We start from the raw sequence: 16201 nt of genomic DNA on the forward strand, positions 1-16201 counted from the left end.
TCGAGCGCTGGGCCCTCGACTCGGGCCTATTGGGTCTTCAAGGGGCTTTCAGCCCCCCCTCGCTGGAGCCCCCTCGCTCACCCTCAAACGCTCGCCTGTCGGCCCTTGTACTCGCCTAAGATCATTCAGCTTTTCCAATTCAGTGCTTGATCTGGGCCTAGCAGCCGCACTGCGAAGCATGTAGGGGCGCTCGCCAATTCGGCAACTATCGATCGGCGGGCGGCTTCGCTACCTGATTCTGCAACCATGAAAGGTTGCCCGGCTCGAGCAGCTGGACCGAGAGCGGCGTGGTGCTGCGCAGGTGCAAGTCCCGTTGTGGAAATGGGATCTCGATCTTGCGCCGGGCAAACTCAGCCCAGATCGCAAAGTAGATCTGCGTTGCGAACACATCGGGTGTATGCAGCATCGTGTCCGAAGGGACCCGCAGCACGAAATTCAGGCTCGAGTCGCCGCAGCCCAAGAACAGGACGTCGGGCTTTTGTCCAGCCGCGAGCGACGGGCTCGCGTTTCCAACCGTGAGCAGCGCCTCGCGGACCTGCTCGACGTCGCTCGAGTACGACACGCCGATCGGGAACCGAAACCTGACCAGGCGATTGCTCAAGCTGAGGTTGGTGACCCGCTGGCTGACAAACTCGGAGTTGGGGACCAGAATGTCAATGCTCTCGTTGGTGCGGATCACGGTTGCGCGAGCGTGGATCCCTACGATCTGACCCTGCACGCCGTCGTTGAGCTGGACCCGATCCCCAACCTTGACCGGGCGCTCGAACAGCAGCACCAGACCGCTGACGAAGTTGTCCGCCAGGTTTTGCAGACCAAGGCCAAGGCCAACGCCGATCGCACCGAGCGCCACCATGATGCTCTTGAACTCGAGCCCCAACCACGGAAGCATCGAGAGCAAGCCGACAATCCAGAGCACGTAAGAGCTGATGCGGGCCGTGGCGTACTGCACCCCAGGGTCGACGTGTGAGCGGCGAAACAGGCGAAACACCAGCTTGCGCTTGATGAACTGGGTGAACCCCGCCAGCACGACCAGGTAGAGCACGATCGACACCAGCGTGCCGACCATGATGTTCTGAGTGCCGAGCGTGAACAGGTGCGTGTTCCACAGCTCATTCATGGTGGCCTCCGCATCCGCGAGTCCCGACGATCTTTACGGTCTGCATGTGATGCTGGTGGCTCATACCATCTCGATGGTGATGCGCCGGGCATAGTACCCGCTGTCGAGCCGTACCGTCGGGATCTCTGGATCGTCGATCGCCATGGTGATCTCGTAGGTCCCGACCGCCGGGGGGCTCCACGCGTAGGACCAGAGCGTCCAGGTGTCGTTGGTGGCGTGAGCCGGGCAGACCTGAACGGGGACCGCCGCGCCGCCATCAAACCGGATCGCCAGCGCGTGGGTGACCTCGGTGCCACCCCACATGATCCCCACGATCTTGTAGATGAGCTGGCCGTCGACCTCCCACTGCTCGACCCGCACGGGCATCGCGGCCTGCTGCATGATCCCCGGCGCGTAGTCGGCCGCCAGCGCGTGGGCTTGGGTCTGATGGGTGCGCGTGGCGAACTCCAACATTTGCGCGGTCGCGGGCTCGGTGTCGTCGACCAGTCGGATCGAGTCGACCCACTTGGCGTTGCAGCAGCCGTACCAGCCCGGGATGATCAGCCGCAGCGGCTGGCCGTGATCTGGCGGCAGCGGCTCGCCGTTCATGTGCGTCGCCAACATCGCCCCGGCCGCCGCCAGCTCCGCGAACCGAAACACCCAGCTGCAGCCCGGCGTCGAGCTGGCCGAGGGCTGCGAGTGCTGATCGAAGCCCTGAATCAACACCGCCGTGGCCTGGGCTTGGATCGAGACCATGTCCAGGATCTCCGACACCAACACGCCGGACCACTCAGCCGCCGAGATCAGACCGAACGCGCGATTATTGCCGTTGCCCGAGCACTCGAGCAGCACCACGCGCGAGGTCTGCGGTAGAGCGGCGAGCGCCTCGAGGCTGAGGTCGAGCTCGGCGTCGACCAGGCCCGAGATCCGCAGGTTCCACGCTTGGCCAAGGTCGAGCTGATCCGGCAGCGCGGTGCGAACGAAGAAGTCTTGGTTGGCCGTGATCAGCGTGTTGGCCTCGAGCGTGCCCAGATCCAGAGCCAGCCGGCCGTCCAATCCCTGACCTTGGGGATCTCCCACCGAGGTCTGGCCCTCGCCCTCGAAGCTGGTCATGACCCCGAGCAGGACGCCGCCAGCGAAGGGATCGGAGCACGCTCCTGGATCGCCGTCGCCGTCGCCGTCGCCGTCGCCGGTTTCACCCGTGTCGGTGCTTCCACCCTCGTCGATGTCAGCGCCGGGGTCCGGCGTACACGCAAACAGCAGCGTCGTCGCCCCGCCCGCGCACAGGTACAGGAACTGTCGACGAGGTTGGGGACGCATCGAAGCCAGGGTACCCGCTCTCGCGCGTTGTTTCCATCCAGCCAGCGCTCACTCGAGACTCGTAGCATTGCACCACGCGGCTGGAGTGCGATGGTCTAGACCGACTCGAGCGCTGCGCGCTCGACTCGGGTCTACTATGTCTTCAAGGGGGCTTTCAAAAGCCCCCTCGCTTCGGCGGCGGAGCCCCCTTCGCTCACCCCAAACGCTCGCCTGTCGGCTCGTACTAGCCCCAAATCATTCATATTTTCCAATTCAGCGCTTAATTTGGGTCTAGATTGACCTGACCGGTTGATGCGCAGCGACTGGGCCGCTCGACCTCGCGCGGCTCCTGAGCGCCCGCGCGGCCGCTGTCCGACGCTTCGATCTGGACGCTTCACCTCACACGGCTAGTTAGATGTACGTGACCGCGCGGAGATCAGCCCAGACAGGCGCTGCTCTGTACACGCGTATCACACCATCATCACGAACCAGATGAGGAGCGAAGAACATGCGAGCGCTACGATGGTACGGCAAACACGACGTCCGCGTCGAGACGGTCCCCGACCCCACGATCGAGCTCCCTGGAGACGTCGTTGTCCGCGTGACCGCCACGGCGATCTGTGGCTCCGACCTTCACCTGTACAATGACCTGTTCCCCACGCTTCACAAAGGGGACATTCTTGGTCATGAGTTCATGGGCGAGGTCGTCGCGGTCGGCCCCAGCGTCACCCGGCTGAAGCTCGGAGATCGCGTGGTCGTGCCATTCGCGATCTCGTGTGGACAATGCTACTTTTGCTCGCGAGAGCTGTATTCGCTGTGCGACAACAGCAATCCCAACGAAGAGCTCGCCCGCAAATTCCTCGGTCAAGCGACCGCGGGGCTGTTTGGCTACGGCCACATCACGGGGGGCTTCTCCGGCGGCCAGGCCGAGTACGTGCGCGTCCCCTACGCTGACGTTGGCCCGCTGGTGGTCCCCGAAGGGCTGTCCGATGAGCAGGTGCTGTTCCTCTCGGACATCCTGCCGACGGGCTTCATGGCCGCTGAGAACGCCCGCATCCAACCTGGCGACACGGTCGCGGTGTGGGGCTGCGGCCCGGTCGGCCAATTCACGATCCAGAGCGCGTGGATGCTCGGCGCGGGACGGGTGATCGCCATTGATCATGTCCCCGAGCGGCTCGCGCTCGCGCGAACCTACGGCCGCGCCGAGACCATCGACAGCTTCGACGCCGACGAGGTCTATGAGCGACTGATGGACATGACCGACGGGCGCGGACCCGCGTCCTGCATCGACGCTGTCGGCATGGAGGCGCACGGCAGCGGGATCGTGTCCGAGACCCTCGACTGGCTCGGAGACGCGCTTGGGATCAGCAAGCGGATCAACCGACCCTACGTGATCCAGCAGATCATCAAGTGCTGCCAAAAGGGCGGGACGCTGTCGATCCCGGGCGTCTATGCCGGCCTGCTCAACGCCGTGCCAATGGGCGCCGCGATGAACAAGGGCCTCACCTGGAAGATGGGACAGACCCACGTGCACAGGTACATGGGGCCCCTGCTCGAGCGCATCATCGCCGGCGAGATTGACCCTACCGCGATCGTCACGCATCGGCTGCCGCTCGAGGACGCAACCACTGGCTATGGGCTGTTTGCCGAGAAGCAGGATAGTTGCGTGAAGGTGGTGCTCAGGCCGTGATCGCAGCGCGCTGATCGGCGGGGACCACCGTCACCGACCGTGTTCTGGCGACGCAGTCGTCATCCTCGACGACGCACCCAGCCTGGGTGCGGTCGTTCGGCAGCGAGATGAACGTGAAGTTGGCGAGCTGCCCCCAGCCGATCTTGTCGGCGATGTAGTTGACCTCGTCCGCGCAGCGCTTGATTCGGGGCTAGCTCGCTTCACTCCAACCGGTAGACCCAATGCCAAAACGTCGAGCGTAGGTTCTGCGTTTGCCGAGCCCATGGGGCGGCCGTAGTTGTCCCAGTGATGAAGGGCCAAGCGCGCGGTCATCTCATTGTCGGAGCGGTGTTGGTGCTGGTCTTGGGTTGCACCGACGATGAACCCGCGAGCTCGGCCGGGGGCACCGCAGAGTCTGGGGGAACCGCAGGACCTGATGAAGCCGAGCCGATCGACCCATTGGACGGCGAGGGCGGCGACCCGCCAGGTGCCCCCGACCCGAGTTCGACCTGGACCGCGCCGACGACGCTCGGGAACGGCCTCGTGCATGATTCTCGCTATGACCTGCGAGCCCGTGACTACAGGACGAGCGTGACCGGCTCACAACTGGCTGCGGGGGTCGATTGGAGCTTTGTCGAGAGCCACCGTGACAAGATCCGAAACGGCTTTAGGCCGACCGCGATCGATGCCCAGGTCTCTCTCACGGCCGCGGGCGAGCTGCGCATCACGGACCGCTCCGTCTATGTTTCGGACGATGACGCGAACTATCGAACGGAGACGAAGACCCACATATATGGCAGCACGATCCTCGAGAGCAGCATCATGCAAAATGGCCCGTCGCGGCACGGCGCGCCACGACCAACATCGATCGACACATTCAGCCTGCCCGGCGGTCAAGTCGGCGAGACGATTGTGTGGACCTACGACAACAACCCGGCGCCCTGGCGGATCACGGCCGGCCTGCAGATCGGCGCGTTCAACATCCTGCTGAAGGCCCTCGAGGACAGCGCATGGCGACCGATCTCAATCTCGAGCAGGCGTCGCGCTGGCGCCAGCGAGTATGCAGCGATCTTCGTCCAGGACGGGGTCTCGGCTTCGGACTGGACGGTCTCGCTTGGCCAGACCGCGGCGACGCTCGCGGACACGATCACCACCCAGTGGGACAACGGGTATTACCCGGTTCGTCGCACGTATGAGGACCGCGCGCACGAGCCGGTGTTCAACATCCTGTGGGTCAAGCGCTCGCCGGAACTGCGCCTGGAGATCCGCGAAAACCTGGATGAGACGCTGTTCAACGAACAAGACATCGGGTGGCGCCAGCAGGGCTATCACCTCGAGAACGCGTGTGCCTACAAAGACGCGGGGGTTGAGCGCTACGTGGGCATGTGGACGCGGAGCGAGCCGTACCTGCGCGTGGCGGTGGGTGACACATTGGACGAGAGCAGCCCGACCTTCGCCGCACGCTATGCGCCCCTGGAGGATCAGATCATCCAAGTCATGACCTTGGCGGGTGACTCCAAAGAAGGTACGTTCTTCCGGCCATCCGGGACGCTGCATGTGTTCGAGGGGGACGATCTCGTGCTCAATCGGGCGTACACCTACGCGCCAGCGAACTATCCAGACACCGAGCTGAACGCTCCGATGGCGCTGGCGAGCGTGAGCAAGTCGATCACAGCGGCGGCGGTCGTGCGGGAGTTGGACATTCAGGGGATCCTGCTGACGGCACCTTTTGCGGGGGCGGCGGGGATCTCGGGGGTCCAGGAGATGGCCACGGTGCCGACGATCGCGGAGGTCCTGCAAAACCTTGGGGGCTTCAACCCTACCCCGGCGTCGTACGGTGATCACACGAAGACGAACCTGCCCTACCCGATCGATGGGCAGGATATGTATGATTACGTCACCAATGGTCACCTGAACGTGATGAAGGATAGCTACTGGAACCTCGCCACATACCAAAAGAGTCAGCTCGGCCTGTTTGTCTACTCGAACCCCGGGTTCTCGATGCTCGGGGAGCTCGTCCGCATCCGGTCCGGCGTTCCCTACGCCAGCTACGTTCGGGATAGTCTGCTGGCGCCGCTCAACCTCGACCAAGAGATCTATCCAGACCCAGGCCACCGCAACGCGGTCAGTGAGCCCACTCAGGCCGGGCTGCGTAGCTACCTGATCAACGACGCGCACCCGTACACCTGCGACCCTCTGACGTGCACGCCAGCCACGCCGCGTCTGGCATCCGAGTCTGTGCCCGGGCCCAGTAGCGGCGACCAGCCGTCTTGGGCCGAAAACGTGGGCCCCATCGACCCGTCCGCGCCCGCCTATTCGGCCGTCAATCGCTATGCCGGTCGCGTCTACATGGGCGGCGCGCCGCTCGCCGCGGGCGGCTGGCACGGAGACGGCGAATCGTTAGGTGTACTCATCCGCACCCTCGTCCAACATGGCTACCTGATGCCAAAAAGCACCGCGGGGCAATTGTGGGATCCTCAGTGGTGGAACATGAAGCAGGACAGGGCCGCGGGGTGGGCGTACGGGCTCGGGTGGTACGTGCGCGGGAACTGGGTCGCCATGGCAGGCGGCAGCGATGGCAGCATGGCCACCGTGTTGCACAATCGCCGGTGGGACTTCACTGTGGTCGTACTCACCAACGTGCGGGGGAATGGTTTCAGCGAGTACGTCAACCCGCTCCTCGAAACTCCAGCGGGGGTGTGGGGCACCAGCATTCTCGGCAAGCAATTTCCGTGTGGCGATGACCTCGCCACGGTCTCGGGCAACGAATGCGCGATCTGGGGCGGCGGATACATCTACTGATGGAGACACGCCATGCGTAGCACACTCAGCCAAACTCTCTCGTTGTTGGCCGTCGGCATTCTGACTACGGCGCCTTCTGCCTGCCGCACCCCGATGCCGTGCCCGAATTGCGGTGACCAGGCCGATGAAGGCGCTCCGGCCGATCTTCCTCCCGAGGTCCCAGTACCGGACCTGCCGTGTGGCGGGGCAGACTTCATGAACGACAGCTACAACTGCGGCAGCTGTGGCAACGAATGCCCATTACACTACGAGGGCACCGCGTGGGAGGCAGGCACCTGCTTCGAGGGAGAGTGTGGGCCGCTCTGGGCGATTTGTGTCGGTAGCGGCGTGTTCAGCACCTGCGGAGAGATCTGCGCCGGCGGCGGAGAAGCCTGCGTTGCGAATGGCTGCTCCGGCCTCACAGCGCTCTTGCTCTACACCCCCGACTTCAACCCTTGCCAAACTCCTGAGCATTTCGAACCCATCGGTGTGATGACGGGTTCGTGTGACGAGCAGATCCCCTGGGAGAGCGACGACTTCAGTTCCACCAACGTCCAGTGCTGCTGCGGCCCGTAGTACGGGCGGGACACGCCATGCGCAGCACACTCAGCAAGACTCTCACGTTGATGGCCGTCGGCATTCTGACCGCGGGGACTTCTGCATGCCGCACCCCGATGCCGTGCCCCAATTGCGGCGACCAGGCCGATGAAGGCGCCCCCGCCGACCTTCCTCCCGAGATCCCAGTACCGGACCTGCCGTGTGGCGGGGCCGATGAAGGCGCCCCCGCCGGTTTGTCCCAACGCTGCTCGCCACGCCAGCCAGCTCAGGCGAGGGCTCGAGCTTCGATCCGCGCGGCCACCCTTCGTCGGCTACAAGACTTTCCTCCTGGGCCGAGATCTGGACCAGGCGTGGGCCCAGCGCGACGCCGGGGTCGGCGATCAGGCCCCCGCGAGGGCCCCCGCGAGACGACGCGATCGGCCAACGCTCGCTGGCCCGGTAGGTGGTTGACCGGCGGGATCCACCAAGCGACCCTCGGAAGGTCCAGGACTTCGGCCGACCCCGAATTCAACCGCCTCGGCCGGGCGTCGATGCGCACTCAGCTCTGAATTCGGGGGGGCCGGCGCGACCCGAAGCCCAGCCGAGTTGTCCTCGTTGGCCCTCCAGAGGCGTCGATCGCGGCGCATCTGGCAACTAAAGTAGCCAATCGAGGCCCTTTCGGCGCGCGGAGGCGGTCAAACGGGCCCTCCCGAGGTCATTTTTGACTGTCGAGCACGAGGGGGCCGCGCTCGTGCGCGCGGTGAGCCCGGCGACGCGGGCCAAGATGGCTCAGATCAAAGTGGGGGGATCAAACCCGGGAAGGTGGTCGAGCAGCGGGCCCAGCTCGAGGCGTCGCTGAGGCGAGATGGCTCGGCGGTCAGCGAGCTCGATCTCCGGGCCGGATACGGCAAGTGGATCACATCGGCGCCAAGCCCATCGAGCAGCACACCCGCGCCGTCCGGATCGCGAGGATCAACCCCGACGCCGCCGAACCAACCCAACCAACCCAACCAGCAACAGCCCGCCGAACCCAACCCCGCGCTGTTCGACCGCGCACCCCTTGCCGTCGCCCGCGTCCGCGGCCGCCGTGTCGCCGCCGCCCGTCTCCCCGCCATCGCCGTCGCCCGTGTCACCGTCGCCGTCTCCGTCACCGTCTCCGGTGTCGCCGTCACCATCCCCTGGCTCCGGGCACCCGCCCCCCAAGCACACTGGAATCTCGGTTGAGACCTCATTGCCGTCCGCATCCGTCGCCGTCACCAACAAGGTCAGCGCGCTCGGCCCAGCTCCAAGATCCAGGCTATTCCAGCGGTAGGGATACTCCGCATCGACGACCGGCGGCGCCCCCAACCCGACAACCTCGAGCTGCGCCGTGATCCCCCCAAAGCCATCGTTGACCTCCACCACCACATCAAAGGGCGACGTCACGTCGGCGCCCGGCTGCGGCTCGATCACGACGATCTCCGGCGGCCCATCGTCCACGCGCGCGCCAAGGTTGGCGATCAAGTCCGCGCTGCTATTTTGCTGCCCCATCTCGCAGCCCTCGTGAGCACAGCTCGAGCCGCCATTGATGTTCGCGCAGGCCTCCCCAAACTTCAGCGCCGAGTTGCTCCACGACGACATCACCTGACCGTTGCCGGCGATGTTCTCCAACCCCCACCCGTAGCCCAGCGCACCCAAAGTGTGAAAGGCGACCCGCTCGGTGTCGAGGTGCAGATCCATCGTCAGGCAGCCCCAGTACGCGAACGCGATCGACACCCCGCTCGCGTCGCCGCAGTCCGACAGCCCAACTTGCACCGAGCACGTCCCGCCGAACGAGCTCATGTGGTCCTCGGCGCTGCCAAACACGACCATGTCGTAGGGCCCCATCGCCGGGCGCTCGAGCGTGTAAATGATGTCGAAGGGCACGCTCACGTCCTTCAGCAGCGCGAGCAGGTCTTGCTTTTGCTCGTCCGTGGCGCCAACCCACCCGTCAAAGTCGGTCTGGGTGTAGCCGTTGACGCTGACGCTGTCGGCCGCCGGATCATTGGTCCCCGCTTCAATCGTGACCGGCTCGGTGTTCACGAACACGACCCGACTCGCCGCAGCGCTCGCTGGCGTCAGCGCGAACACGCCGAGCAACAACGCAGGAACCACGAGAGAACCGATACCAGTTGACCAGGTCAGGGTACGCATGAGCGGTATGGTACAGCCGCGAAGCCAAGCCTGCCTACTCATGACTCGTTGCGGCTTCTCGTAGTTGACACCCTCGCCACAGCTGTGGCCCGATCGACCGGTGACAAGTGACGACGCCGGCGGCAGGCCCCCGAACCACTCGACCATCTCGATTCAGGTCGAGTCCCCAGACGGCGGCGCCAAGGTCAGCAGCCCCTACGAGCCGGCCAGTCGCGGCCCCATGCGGGGCCCCCGCGAGAAGCTACAAGAGATCGGTGAGCACCTGACCGAGGTCGGCACCACGACCCTCACCGATCTCATCGTGACTCCAGCGCTGTGCTTCGCCGAGGCCATGGACTAGAGCGCCAATCAGTTTGAATTCACGACGCCAGGCACATCTGGGACCGCCCCTGCCGTTGTCGGTCGGCGCTCGCAGTATGCCGGATACAGCTTCGGCCTCCCTCCTAGGCAGGAACGGCCCCAGACGCACCTGACGCCGCGACTCCAAACTGATCGGCGCTCTAGCTGCCCGCGTCCAGCCGCCCGACCACGGTGACCATGAAATTCTCGCTCGCGGCCGGGGCCGAGGGCAACCTCTACATCGCCAAGGGCACGGCATCGGGCGCGATCGAGATCACGACGACCTGGGATCGCGCCAAGCCGTGAGCTCGGTCGAGCACATCCAGCGCAGCTGGCCGACGTCCGCGCGGCCGGGCCTGAAGCGAGCCCGAAAAAAACTCTCGAGTTTCTGCAAACGGGCGGGGCGGGGGCCGATAGCCCTGGCATGAGCTCCGTACAGTCCTCCCACGACCTCTCCCCCACCCTCGAAGCGCCCGCGCGGATGCAGCACATCGTCGGGTCGTTCGTCCCGCCGCCCGATGAAGAGCGCGACTGGTGGCGACTCCACCGGCCCGCGGCCCACGAGTGGGTCCGGCGCAACTATCCCAACGACGATCACGAGACAGAGCTCGCCAAATTCGGGGTCTTCACGCTGCTGTCGGCCCCAGCGTTGCGGGCCTGCGGCGAAGCGTTTGGGCTCGAGGGCCGCGAGCCCTTCACGTGGGAGGGAATTGACGCCTACGAGATCCTGTTCGACACGCTGGGCATGGGCGGGATCATGGAAGGTTGGGACCACATGAAGATCATCGCCGCGATCCGGGGCGCCGCCGCTCACTTCGCCAGGCAGGGGCTCATGGACACCGACTTGCACGCGCGCTTGGACGCAGACTTCGATCTGTGGATCCCCCGATTCGACGCCTACATGTCCGGCGCTGACTGGCCGCGTCGCAAGCCGGTCACGAACGCGAAAGCGCGAGCGAGCGCCAGGGCCAAGGCCAAAGCCAAAGCCAAGGCCAAAGCCAAAGCCAAAACCAAGGCCAAAGCTAAAACCAAGGCCAAGGCCAAGGCCAGGCGCCGCGCTCGCTGACCGCAGCGAGTGTCAGTCGCTCGCCAACGTGGGCCCGCTCCGCGTTGGCGTTCACCCCCGCGGCTGGGCGGCGAGGCTCGCCGCCGCCAACCGCTCACTCAGCCCGGGCCCCACCGCGGCCGCCTGGGCAGCGATGAAGTCCAGCACGGGGGCCGGCAAGTACGGATCCAACGAGCGCGCAAACGCCGGCCGCTGCTTGACTCGCTCGTACCATCGCCGCAGCCGCGGGTGCGCCTCGAAGGCCCAGTTCAGCTGCATGTAGTCGAGCATGTAAACGTGGGCCGCCACGCTGAAGTCCGCGAGCGAGATCGCAGCGCCTGCGAGCCACTCGTGCTCGGTCAGCGCCGCTTCGAGCTCGGACAAGGTCCGCGCCCAGGTCGCGAGCGCGACGTCGATCTCTGGCGCCTCGAGGCCCCGCTCAAACAGGCTGCGCTGCGCGGCGGCGCGGGCCCGGTCGGGGGTCGCCGCGAGCAGCTCCTCGCGCTGGGCCTCGCTCAACCCCAGCCACTGCAGCCGACCCAGCGTGGCGAACGGGATCGGGCCGGTCGCCCAGTGCAAGTCCTCGTCGGCGACCTTCATCCACACGCGCATCCGGGCGCACGCGAACGGATCGCTCGGCCGCAGTGAAGGTGCCCCCACCTCGGCGTCCACATAGTCCTCGAGGAACTCGCAGATCACCGCCGACTCGATCACCGCGCGCCCACCCACCACCAGCGTTGGCACCAAGCCTCTTGGGTTGATCGCCAGGTACTCCGGCTGCAGGTTCTGCTTGGCCATCAGATCCAGCAGCCGCCCCTCCCACGCGAGCCCGCGCTCTTCGAGCACAAACCGGACCTTGAGCGCGCTGGGCGAGAACGCGCTGTGATACAGGACGAGCGAGTCCACGCCCGCATGCTACGACCGGGCCCGCCGCAGCGTCCAGCTTTGGGTGCAGCACCTGCTCAGCTAGCGCGCTGGGGCAGCATGCGCACGTCGAAGGTGGGGGTCTCGACCAGGTGCACCGTCATCGACGCCATGCCCACGCGACCCTCGGTCGCATCGAACGCTGCCAGCGCCGCGGTCCACAGGACGTCCTTGGTTCCGCGGCGACGCTTGTGGTCAACGACATAGCGCAGCGTGAATTCGACCCAATTGTCGTTGGCGACCACCGTCACCATCGGATCGATCTGCGCGTCCTCGATCGCGTACTTGGTGACCATCGCTTCCCAGGTGCTTCGCGCTCGCGTCGCGTAGTCGCCCAGGTGTTCGGTCGCGATGTCCTGCAGGATCTTGCGGGCCTCTGCGTAGTCGCTGCCAAATTTGATCGGGACGATGATCTCGTCCCACAGAAACGGAAAATCGCCCGAGTAGTTGAACACCGGCTCCTTGAACACGAAGCTGTTGGCCACGCGCACGATCCGACCCGTGTAGAGGTCGCCCTTCACCCACTCGCCGATCTCCATGATCGTGGTGCGGATCACCCCAATGTCGATGACGTCGCCGCGGATCCCCCCGAGCTGGACCCGATCCCCGATCCGATAGAACCCGCCGAACATCACCGCGACCCAGCCGGCCAAGCTCGCGATCACCTCTTGCAGCGCGAACGCGATGCCGGCACCCGCGACGCCAAACGCGACGGTGAGCCCGCCCAGCTTGTCGCTGAAGATCACGGTGATCACGACCCCCGCGACCAGGTAGCTGACCAGCGCGACCATCTTGCGCGCCCGGTAGCGCGCGGTCGTGTCATGGATCCGCCCGAGCACGCTCGAGCTCAGCGCGATCGCCAGCCCGCGCGCCAAGATCACGGCAACGATCGCCGCGACGATCTTCCCGACCGTGGGATTGAACAACCAGGCCTTCACCGCGGTGACGTCCATGGCGGGACACTACCTCTACTCGCGGCTTGCGCCAGACCCCACTCACGTTTCCCATCGGACTGTCCCGTTCAGACAGCGAAGAACCCAAGCCGCCCCGCTTGGCCGGCGCGCTTGTTATCGTGCCGGCAATGTGGGACCGCGTCGCCGAATCCATGCTGCTCGCGGTCCACGTCCTCGGGGGCGGCGTCTGGGTCGGCGTCATGGTGTTCTCGATCTTCGTGCTGCACCCGGGCGCCGAGCGCTATTTCAAGCGTGACACCGACTTCGAGGACTTCATCTTCACGGTCGTGCACGGCGCCCGCTGGAAGGTCTTCTCCGGCATCGTGGCGATCTTGGCCTCGGGTGTGGCCCTGAGCGTCTGGCCAGGCCACGCGATCGTCCGCGAGCCGGGCTGGCTGGTCATCTACGCCGCCAAGATCGCCCTGTTTTGTGTCAGCGCCGGCTCGTTCGCGTACGTGTCGTGGGTGCTGTGGCCGCGCCGGACCTTCGCAACGCCAGCCGAGCTCCCCGCGATCAAGCTGCTGTTCTGGCGCGTGGGCGTGGTCATGATCGCCGCCAACGCCACCAACGTTGGACTGGGGATCGCCGCCCACGTGTGGCGAGTTGGCTGACGCTCATGACCATCTAGTTGGACGTCCCCAATCGCCAGCGGCTTGGACACGCCCACGCTAGACTCCGGCGTGGGCCAGCTACGACGTCCGGACACGACCATCGCCTTCCAAGTCCGCGGACTTGGCCCAACGGTGTTGATGCTGCAAGGCGTTGGCGCCCGCGCACTGGTGTGGGCCCCGCAAATGGACCCCCTCTCCGATCGCTGGCAGTGCGTCGCCGTCGACAATCGCGGCCTGGGCGACAGCGGTGCGGCCCCCGGCGGCCTGCGGATCGGCCAGATGGTCGACGACGCCATCGCCGTGCTCGATCACCTGGGCATCGCGCGAGCCCACGTCATTGGGCACAGCATGGGCGGGATCCTGGCCCACCAGCTCGCCCTGGATCACCCCGATCGCGTCGCGAGCTTGGGTCTGCTGTGTACCTTCACCACTGGAAAGGAGGCGGTGAGCCTGGGCCCGCGCAGCTTCGCGCTGGGCCTGCGCGCGGCGATCGGGACCCGACGCATGCGGCGGCTGGCGTTCTTGCGCCTGATCGCACCGAGTTCCGCGCTTCAGGGCGACCTCGACGCCACGGCCGAACGCCACGCGCGCGTGTTCGGCCACGACCTCGCTGACCGCCACCCAATTTCGCGGGGCTCGGGGTGCGAGTCCAGGGTGCGGGACCCTACTACGGCTCTCGCCCCAGCTGGGTCCCATTTCGCCGGCTCGGAAATGCAGGACTGATATCCTCGCGGTCATGCAGCCTCGCCGCCTGGTCCTGTCCGCGTTTGGAGTCACGGTGCTCGCCCTCGCCCTCGCTGCACCCGCGCAGGCCAGCGAGCTGCGGTTCTCCGTCACGGCCAAGGGCGGTGTGGTCAGCACTGGCAACACTTTGGGCCTGTCCAAGCAACCGGCCGCCAACGGGCCGGGCGTGGGTGACTCGATCGGCACCTTCTTGAGCCCGGACGCGCAGCAGCTCGACACTTCGCCGGCCAACCTTGGCAACCCCTGGGGTCCGGGCACCACCTCGAGCTGGGCGCTCAACGGGTCTTCGGCCGTGCTCGATCTGCCGCAGAGCTCAACCGGCGTCGAGGTGCTCTACGCCGAGCTGGTCTGGGGTGGCAGCTACAACTACGGGACCGAGAACGTGAGCGCGGACCTCGACGTGCCCGTCACGCTCGCGGCCAACGGCATGACCTTCGACGCGGTGCCCTCACCCCAGACCGCGGTCACCCTGGCCGGGTTCGCGGCCCAGGGCTTCGCGGTCAACTACTACATGCGCTCGGCCGACGTGACCGCGTTCGTGATCGAGCAAGAGTCGGCGACCTACACGGTCACTGGCGTCCCGGCCACGCAGGACTTCTCGATCGAGCAGCTCAACGCGGCCGGGTGGACCCTCGTCGTGGTGTATCGCTCGTCCGACGCGCCAACCCGCAACCTGACCGTGTTCGTGGGCGGGCAGTTCGTCGACGAAGACGCGACCGAGGACTACCCCGTCTCGGGCTTCTGCACGCCCCCAGCGGGCACCGTCGAAGGCGGCGTGGTCATCAGCGCGATCGAGGGCGACGCCAACCGGACCGGCGACACCTTCCAGATCGCCCCAACCGGAAATGGCCCGTTCGCGTCGCTGTCCGGCCCCAACAACCCGGTCGACAACTTCTTTGCTTCGCAGATCAACGGCGTCGACGGCCAGCTCGACACCCAAGGCTCCGCCGGCGACGCCAACCACGACGCGTTCGCGGGCGTCAACGTGGTCGGCGGTCGGCAGGGCTGGGACATCACCAAGCTGCCGCTGTCGTCTGCCGCCAACCAGCTCAGCGCCGGGCAGACCTCGGCGGTGCTGCGGGCGGTCACGACCGGCGACTCGTTCATGCCCGTGCTCGCGGCCTTCGAGATCGACGTGAGCTCGCCCGACTTCCAGGACGGCAACTCGGCCAACGTCTCACCCCAAGAGATCGGCATCGGCGACCAGACCACGATCACCTTCGAGCTGCTCAACGAGGGTGACGTGTCGGCGTCCGATCTCATGTTCACCGCGCCGCTCGGTCAGGGCCTCGAGCTGGTGTCGTTCGCGGTCGACGACATCCCGGGTGACGTCAACCAGCAGGCGGTGACCACCGGGGATCTCGTCAGCGGCGTCGAGCTTGGCAACATCGCAGCGGGCAGCGGGCGCGAGGTCACCATGGTCGTCGAAGCGGTGGGGCAACCGCTCACACCGGACGGCTGGTTCTTGGTCGCGACGTGGGCCTACGACTACGTCAGCTGCGTCGGCGAGGATCCGCTGAACGAGCAGAGCGTGGCGTTCGCCGACATCGACTTCGCTGGCGGCGGCGACGGCGACGGCGACGGCGATCCCGGTGATGGCGACGGCGACACCGCGGACTCAGGCGCGGACGCAGGCACGGGCTCGGACGAGGGTGGGGGCGACGGTGGCACCGACGGTGGCACCGACGGTGCCGACACCAGCACATGGGGCGAGACCGGCGGCGGTCCTGGCTTGGGTGATGGCGACGGTTGCAATTGCCAAGCCGGTCCCAACTCTCCCAATTCGCCAGCGTCCATGCTCGCGCTGCTCGGGCTCCTGGGGTTGCTGCGCAACGGCCATCGGTCTCGACGGTGTGAATGAGCGATCGTGCGCTGACGCGCAGCAATGATTGACTCCACGCCCGCCCGACGGCATTTCACTGCTATGTTTGCCGTTCAGGGTACCGTGCTCAGCCGTGAGCATTGACCAAGCGACGCAGACCGCCGGTCGCTTCGCGCTGAGAGCCTGGGCTTGCTCGTCGCGACCCTCGT

General features: G+C 66.0%; 14 protein-coding genes. 9 read left to right on the forward strand and 5 right to left on the reverse strand.

Going from position 1 to position 16201, the window contains the following annotated elements:
- Positions 1-205: 205 nt before the first annotated feature.
- Both DB30_RS21615 and DB30_RS21620 read right to left on the reverse strand, forming a co-directional pair.
- The gene (locus DB30_RS21615; RefSeq protein ID WP_052551967.1) at positions 206-1117 is read right to left on the reverse strand and encodes a mechanosensitive ion channel family protein; all 912 of its coding nucleotides are present in this window, start codon (positions 1115-1117) and stop codon (positions 206-208) included.
- A gap of 60 nt (positions 1118-1177) precedes the next feature.
- Positions 1178-2416: a molybdopterin-dependent oxidoreductase gene (locus tag DB30_RS21620; RefSeq protein WP_052551969.1), complete on the reverse strand. Its 1239-nt coding sequence runs from the start codon at positions 2414-2416 to the stop codon at positions 1178-1180.
- A gap of 487 nt (positions 2417-2903) precedes the next feature.
- On the opposite strand from DB30_RS21620, the gene DB30_RS21625 reads away from it, so the two are divergent.
- The 3 genes from DB30_RS21625 (at position 2904) to DB30_RS21635 (ending at position 7421) form a co-directional block, all read left to right on the forward strand.
- A complete protein-coding gene (locus DB30_RS21625; RefSeq protein WP_052551971.1) occupies positions 2904-4085 on the forward strand; it encodes a zinc-dependent alcohol dehydrogenase in 1182 nt (393 codons plus the stop codon).
- Between the two features lie 570 nt (positions 4086-4655).
- Complete coding sequence (locus DB30_RS21630) at positions 4656-6866, forward strand: serine hydrolase domain-containing protein (protein WP_165703880.1); 2211 nt, start codon at positions 4656-4658, stop codon at positions 6864-6866.
- Positions 6867-6878: 12 nt separating this feature from the next.
- On the forward strand, positions 6879-7421 hold the full coding sequence (locus DB30_RS21635) for a hypothetical protein (RefSeq protein WP_146660011.1): 543 nt from the start codon (positions 6879-6881) through the stop codon (positions 7419-7421).
- A gap of 933 nt (positions 7422-8354) precedes the next feature.
- On the opposite strand, the gene DB30_RS21640 is transcribed toward DB30_RS21635, so the two are convergent.
- On the reverse strand, positions 8355-9515 hold the full coding sequence (locus tag DB30_RS21640; RefSeq protein ID WP_146660013.1) for a hypothetical protein: 1161 nt from the start codon (positions 9513-9515) through the stop codon (positions 8355-8357).
- A gap of 139 nt (positions 9516-9654) precedes the next feature.
- On the opposite strand from DB30_RS21640, the gene DB30_RS21645 reads away from it, so the two are divergent.
- The 3 genes from DB30_RS21645 (at position 9655) to DB30_RS41565 (ending at position 10959) form a co-directional block, all read left to right on the forward strand.
- Entirely contained in the window at positions 9655-9894 is a 240-nt protein-coding gene (locus DB30_RS21645) for a hypothetical protein (RefSeq protein ID WP_052551978.1), read from the forward strand.
- 164 nt (positions 9895-10058) lie between these two features.
- The gene (locus tag DB30_RS42390) at positions 10059-10199 is read left to right on the forward strand and encodes a CU044_2847 family protein (protein ID WP_276204370.1); all 141 of its coding nucleotides are present in this window, start codon (positions 10059-10061) and stop codon (positions 10197-10199) included.
- A 118-nt stretch (positions 10200-10317) separates the two neighbouring features.
- A complete protein-coding gene (locus DB30_RS41565) occupies positions 10318-10959 on the forward strand; it encodes a hypothetical protein (protein ID WP_205633035.1) in 642 nt (213 codons plus the stop codon).
- A 51-nt stretch (positions 10960-11010) separates the two neighbouring features.
- Here DB30_RS41565 and DB30_RS21655 read toward each other — a convergent pair whose 3' ends face one another.
- Complete coding sequence (locus DB30_RS21655) at positions 11011-11844, reverse strand: glutathione S-transferase family protein (RefSeq protein WP_052551981.1); 834 nt, start codon at positions 11842-11844, stop codon at positions 11011-11013.
- A 56-nt stretch (positions 11845-11900) separates the two neighbouring features.
- A complete protein-coding gene (locus tag DB30_RS21660) occupies positions 11901-12815 on the reverse strand; it encodes a mechanosensitive ion channel family protein (RefSeq protein WP_052551993.1) in 915 nt (304 codons plus the stop codon).
- A gap of 128 nt (positions 12816-12943) precedes the next feature.
- On the opposite strand from DB30_RS21660, the gene DB30_RS21665 reads away from it, so the two are divergent.
- From DB30_RS21665 to DB30_RS21675, 3 genes are all read left to right on the forward strand, one after another.
- Positions 12944-13426 (forward strand): hypothetical protein, encoded by a 483-nt coding sequence (locus DB30_RS21665; protein ID WP_052551998.1) that lies wholly within the window; start codon positions 12944-12946, stop codon positions 13424-13426.
- Positions 13427-13495: 69 nt separating this feature from the next.
- A complete protein-coding gene (locus DB30_RS21670; protein ID WP_146660015.1) occupies positions 13496-14149 on the forward strand; it encodes an alpha/beta fold hydrolase in 654 nt (217 codons plus the stop codon).
- A gap of 13 nt (positions 14150-14162) precedes the next feature.
- Positions 14163-16031 carry an MYXO-CTERM sorting domain-containing protein gene (locus tag DB30_RS21675; RefSeq protein WP_052552004.1) on the forward strand — a complete coding sequence of 623 codons (1869 nt, stop codon included), beginning with the start codon at positions 14163-14165 and terminating at the stop codon, positions 16029-16031.
- Positions 16032-16201 lie beyond the last annotated feature (170 nt).

This window comes from Enhygromyxa salina (assembly GCF_000737335.2).
Classification (GTDB): Bacteria; Myxococcota_A; Polyangia; order Nannocystales; family Nannocystaceae; genus Plesiocystis; species Plesiocystis salina_C.

Coding starts and splice junctions, on each gene's coding strand:
- DB30_RS21615 (WP_052551967.1), bottom strand. CDS start 1,117: ATGAATGAGCTGTGGAACACGCACCTGTTCACGCTCGGCACTCAGAAC.
- DB30_RS21660 (WP_052551993.1), bottom strand. CDS start 12,815: ATGGACGTCACCGCGGTGAAGGCCTGGTTGTTCAATCCCACGGTCGGG.
- DB30_RS41565 (WP_205633035.1), top strand. CDS start 10,318: ATGAGCTCCGTACAGTCCTCCCACGACCTCTCCCCCACCCTCGAAGCG.
- DB30_RS21620 (WP_052551969.1), bottom strand. CDS start 2,416: ATGCGTCCCCAACCTCGTCGACAGTTCCTGTACCTGTGCGCGGGCGGG.
- DB30_RS21665 (WP_052551998.1), top strand. CDS start 12,944: ATGTGGGACCGCGTCGCCGAATCCATGCTGCTCGCGGTCCACGTCCTC.
- DB30_RS21625 (WP_052551971.1), top strand. CDS start 2,904: ATGCGAGCGCTACGATGGTACGGCAAACACGACGTCCGCGTCGAGACG.
- DB30_RS21675 (WP_052552004.1), top strand. CDS start 14,163: ATGCAGCCTCGCCGCCTGGTCCTGTCCGCGTTTGGAGTCACGGTGCTC.
- DB30_RS21635 (WP_146660011.1), top strand. CDS start 6,879: ATGCGTAGCACACTCAGCCAAACTCTCTCGTTGTTGGCCGTCGGCATT.